This is a genomic window from Acinetobacter sp. 25-47-130 (assembly GCF_056779705.1).
Window position 1 is genome coordinate 1 of the sequence record NZ_JBWYII010000019.1, and the last position, 5,571, is coordinate 5,571.

Here is a 5,571-nt window from a genome sequence, read left to right on the forward strand (position 1 = left end):
ATAAAAAAACACCCCCTTGTATTGAAGGGGGTGTTTAGAATAATGAGCTGGCGATGACTTACTCTCACATGGGTAACCCCACACTACCATCAGCGCTAAGAGGTTTCACTTCTGAGTTCGGGAAGGGATCAGGTGGTTCACTCTTGCTATTGTCGCCAGCACAACTGTTGTGACTTTGCTTGGGTCTTATTCGCATGTATTGTTTGCGTGCCTTTGCTTGGTCAAAGAAGTTATTAACAGCTATTTGAGTTGCTTTAATTTGTGCAGTTTAGCGTTTTATCTAACTAAATCAAGTTATTTGTCATGATTTGAACCACAACACCAACTGTTTGGGTGTTGTATAGTCAAGCCTCACGAGTAATTAGTATTGGTCAGCTTCATACGTCACCGTACTTCCACATCCAACCTATCAACGTTGTAGTCTTCAACGGCTCTTTAGAGGACATAAAGTCCTTGGGAAATCTAATCTTGAGGTAGGCTTCCCGCTTAGATGCTTTCAGCGGTTATCCCTTCCGAACATAGCTACCCGGCGATGCGACTGGCGTCACAACCGGTACACCAGAGGTTCGTCCACTCTGGTCCTCTCGTACTAGGAGCAGATCCTCTCAAATTTCCAACGCCCACGGTAGATAGGGACCGAACTGTCTCACGACGTTCTAAACCCAGCTCGCGTACCTCTTTAAATGGCGAACAGCCATACCCTTGGGACCTGCTTCAGCCCCAGGATGAGATGAGCCGACATCGAGGTGCCAAACACCGCCGTCGATATGAACTCTTGGGCGGTATCAGCCTGTTATCCCCAGAGTACCTTTTATCCGTTGAGCGATGGCCCTTCCATACAGAACCACCGGATCACTAAGACCTACTTTCGTACCTGCTCGACTTGTGGGTCTCGCAGTTAAGCGCGCTTTTGCCTTTATACTCTACGCGTGATTTCCGACCACGCTGAGCGCACCTTCGTACTCCTCCGTTACTCTTTAGGAGGAGACCGCCCCAGTCAAACTACCCACCAGACATGGTCCTCGCTCCAGATAATGGAGCAGAGTTAGAACCTCAATATTACCAGGGTGGTATTTCAAGGACGGCTCCATAGAAACTGGCGTTTCTACTTCAAAGCCTCCCACCTATCCTACACAAGTAAGATCAAAGTTCAATGTCAAGCTGCAGTAAAGGTTCACGGGGTCTTTCCGTCTAGCCGCGGGTACACCGCATCTTCACGGCGAATTCGATTTCACTGAGCCTCTGCTGGAGACAGCGCCGCCATCATTATGCCATTCGTGCAGGTCGGAACTTACCCGACAAGGAATTTCGCTACCTTAGGACCGTTATAGTTACGGCCGCCGTTTACTGGGGCTTCGATCAAGAGCTTCGCTTACGCTAACCCCATCAATTAACCTTCCAGCACCGGGCAGGCATCACACCCTATACGTCCACTTTCGTGTTTGCAGAGTGCTATGTTTTTAATAAACAGTTGCAGCGGCCTGGTTTCTGAGGCTGCCAGTAGCTCAAGGAGCAAGTCCTATCACCGCCGGCAGCGTACCTTCTCCCGAAGTTACGGTACCATTTTGCCTAGTTCCTTCAGCAGAGTTCTCTCAAGCGCTTTGGTCTACTCGACCTGACCACCTGTGTCGGTTTCGGGTACGATTCCTGTGTAACTGAAGCTTAGAGACTTTTCCTGGAAGTATGGTATCAGCCACTTCGCTAGTAAACTAGCTTGCTATCGATTCTCAGCATAGAGTACCCCGGATTTGCCTAAGATACATGCCTACAATCTTCCACCTGGACAACCAACGCCAGGCTGACTTAACCTTCTCCGTCCTCTCATCGCATTACACAGAAGTATTGGAATATTAACCAATTTCCCATCGACTACGCCTCTCGGCCTCGCCTTAGGGGTCGACTCACCCAGCCCCGATTAACGTTGGACTGGAACCCTTGGTCTTTCAGCGAACGGGTTTTTCACCCGTTTTATCGTTACTCACGTCAGCATTCGCACTTCTGATACCTCCAGCAGACTTCTCAATCCACCTTCATCGGCTTACAGAACGCTCCCCTACCACTTGCAATAAATTGCAAATCCGCAGCTTCGGTACATAGTTTTAGCCCCGTTACATCTTCCGCGCAGGCCGACTCGACTAGTGAGCTATTACGCTTTCTTTAAAGGGTGGCTGCTTCTAAGCCAACCTCCTAGCTGTCTATGCCTTCCCACATCGTTTCCCACTTAACTATGATTTAGGGACCTTAGCTGGCGGTCTGGATTGTTTTCCTCTTGACTACGGACGTTAGCACCCGCAGTCTGTCTCCCGGATAGTACTCATTGGTATTCGGAGTTTGCATCGGTTTGGTAAGTCGGGATGACCCCCTAGCCGAAACAGTGCTCTACCCCCAATGGTATTCGTCCGAGGCGCTACCTAAATAGCTTTCGGGGAGAACCAGCTATCACCAGGCTTGATTAGCCTTTCACCCCTATCCACAAGTCATCCCCTGGCTTTTCAACGACAGTGGGTTCGGTCCTCCAGTAAGTGTTACCTCACCTTCAACCTGCTCATGGATAGATCGCCTGGTTTCGGGTCTACACCCAGCAACTAAACGCCCTATTAAGACTCGATTTCTCTACGGCTCCCCTATTCGGTTAACCTTGCTACTGAATGTAAGTCGCTGACCCATTATACAAAAGGTACGCAGTCACATCACGAAGATGCTCCCACTGCTTGTATGCATGCGGTTTCAGGATCTATTTCACTCCCCTCACAGGGGTTCTTTTCGCCTTTCCCTCACGGTACTGGTTCACTATCGGTCAGTCAGGAGTATTTAGCCTTGGAGGATGGTCCCCCCATATTCAGACAAGGTTTCACGTGCCCCGCCCTACTCGACATCATCATGTAAGCCCTTTCGTGTACAGGACTATCACCTACTATGGTTGCACTTCCCAGAGCATTCCACTAAAGCTTACATAACTTAATGGGCTTTTCCCCTTTCGCTCGCCGCTACTGAGGGAATCTCAATTGATTTCTTTTCCTACGGGTACTGAGATGTTTCACTTCCCCGCGTTTGCCTTGCAACACTATGTATTCATGTTGCAATACCTATCTTATGATAGGTGGGTTCCCCCATTCAGACATCTCCGGATCACAGGATATTTGCCGCCTCCCCGGAGCTTTTCGCAGGCTATCACGTCTTTCATCGCCTCTGACTGCCAAGGCATCCACCACATGCACTTAATTACTTGACTATACAACCCCAAACAGTCGTTCGACCCTACAAGTAGATCGTTCAACATTACAGTTTGAAGTACTGTGTATCTAAACACTGTACAGCTTCAATTCAAATTCATATACCAAAACGCTTGATTCAGTTAATTTCGCTAGTTCTCATTTCAATCACTTCAACTCCATAACTTACGTTATTTCGTTTCCGCTCTTTCTATGAGTATGAACAAATTATTTCAACTCAAATATATGCTGTTAATGATTCACTACGTCTTCGTCAGATCGCAGTCAACTGTGATAAATCACAGAGCTTAATAATCAAGGCGTGCAGTATACACAGCTTTATTACTAAGCTCTATAAGCTATCAACTCGTTTGCTTACTACGTATTCGAATGAATACGTGGTGGAGACTAGGAGAGTCGAACTCCTGACCTCCTGCGTGCAAAGCAGGCGCTCTACCAACTAAGCTAAGTCCCCAGCTTATCATTTAGATCAATGTATCGTATGAGTATGTCATGGTGGGTCTGACAAGACTTGAACTTGTGACCCCACGCTTATCAAGCGTGTGCTCTAACCAACTGAGCTACAGACCCTCAGATACATCGTCATGAAGAACAACTTGTTGTGGATTCTTACCAATCGTCAATCTTTCGTTAAGGAGGTGATCCAGCCGCAGGTTCCCCTACGGCTACCTTGTTACGACTTCACCCCAGTCATCGGCCACACCGTGGTAAGCGTCCTCCTTGCGGTTAGACTACCTACTTCTGGTGCAACAAACTCCCATGGTGTGACGGGCGGTGTGTACAAGGCCCGGGAACGTATTCACCGCGGCATTCTGATCCGCGATTACTAGCGATTCCGACTTCATGGAGTCGAGTTGCAGACTCCAATCCGGACTACGATCGGCTTTTTGAGATTAGCATCCTATCGCTAGGTAGCAACCCTTTGTACCGACCATTGTAGCACGTGTGTAGCCCTGGTCGTAAGGGCCATGATGACTTGACGTCGTCCCCGCCTTCCTCCAGTTTGTCACTGGCAGTATCCTTAAAGTTCCCGGCTTAACCCGCTGGCAAATAAGGAAAAGGGTTGCGCTCGTTGCGGGACTTAACCCAACATCTCACGACACGAGCTGACGACAGCCATGCAGCACCTGTATGTAAGTTCCCGAAGGCACCAATCCATCTCTGGAAAGTTCTTACTATGTCAAGACCAGGTAAGGTTCTTCGCGTTGCATCGAATTAAACCACATGCTCCACCGCTTGTGCGGGCCCCCGTCAATTCATTTGAGTTTTAGTCTTGCGACCGTACTCCCCAGGCGGTCTACTTATCGCGTTAGCTGCGCCACTAAAGCCTCAAAGGCCCCAACGGCTAGTAGACATCGTTTACGGCATGGACTACCAGGGTATCTAATCCTGTTTGCTCCCCATGCTTTCGTACCTCAGCGTCAGTATTAGGCCAGATGGCTGCCTTCGCCATCGGTATTCCTCCAGATCTCTACGCATTTCACCGCTACACCTGGAATTCTACCATCCTCTCCCATACTCTAGCTTCCCAGTATCGAATGCAATTCCCAAGTTAAGCTCGGGGATTTCACATCCGACTTAAAAAGCCGCCTACGCACGCTTTACGCCCAGTAAATCCGATTAACGCTCGCACCCTCTGTATTACCGCGGCTGCTGGCACAGAGTTAGCCGGTGCTTATTCTGCGAGTAACGTCCACTATCCAAGAGTATTAATCTTAGTAGCCTCCTCCTCGCTTAAAGTGCTTTACAACCAAAAGGCCTTCTTCACACACGCGGCATGGCTGGATCAGGCTTCCGCCCATTGTCCAATATTCCCCACTGCTGCCTCCCGTAGGAGTCTGGGCCGTGTCTCAGTCCCAGTGTGGCGGATCATCCTCTCAGACCCGCTACAGATCGTCGCCTTGGTAGGCCTTTACCCCACCAACTAGCTAATCCGACTTAGGCTCATCTATTAGCGCAAGGCCCGAAGGTCCCCTGCTTTCTCCCGTAGGACGTATGCGGTATTAGCATCCCTTTCGAGATGTTGTCCCCCACTAATAGGCAGATTCCTAAGCATTACTCACCCGTCCGCCGCTAGGTCCAGTAGCAAGCTACCTTCCCCCGCTCGACTTGCATGTGTTAAGCCTGCCGCCAGCGTTCAATCTGAGCCATGATCAAACTCTTCAGTTTAAAATCAATAGTACCTAAAGGGTACCAATCTTGGCTCATCAATTACTGACAAAAAATTTGCTCAAATAAACTTCGAGAAATTTCTACCAATTATTAATGATAATATATATCGATCAATCAACCAGTAAAAATCCACACAAGTTGTTCTTCATAATCTCTTAATGATCTT

The 5,571-nt window shown here is 48.7% G+C and carries 2 tRNA genes and 3 rRNA genes; all 5 read right to left on the bottom strand.

The window, feature by feature from the left end:
* Positions 1-45: 45 nt before the first annotated feature.
* Positions 46-160: ribosomal RNA gene (gene rrf / locus AC1M83_RS14125) — 5S ribosomal RNA — on the bottom strand.
* A 180-nt stretch (positions 161-340) separates the two neighbouring features.
* Positions 341-3,232 (bottom strand): 23S ribosomal RNA (locus tag AC1M83_RS14130).
* 379 nt (positions 3,233-3,611) lie between these two features.
* Positions 3,612-3,687: transfer RNA gene (locus AC1M83_RS14135), tRNA-Ala, on the bottom strand.
* A gap of 39 nt (positions 3,688-3,726) precedes the next feature.
* A tRNA-Ile gene (locus AC1M83_RS14140) sits at positions 3,727-3,803 on the bottom strand.
* A 61-nt stretch (positions 3,804-3,864) separates the two neighbouring features.
* Positions 3,865-5,402: ribosomal RNA gene (locus tag AC1M83_RS14145) — 16S ribosomal RNA — on the bottom strand.
* Together the 16S, 23S and 5S rRNA genes with 2 tRNA genes alongside form the textbook arrangement of a ribosomal RNA operon.
* Positions 5,403-5,571: the final 169 nt, after the last annotated feature.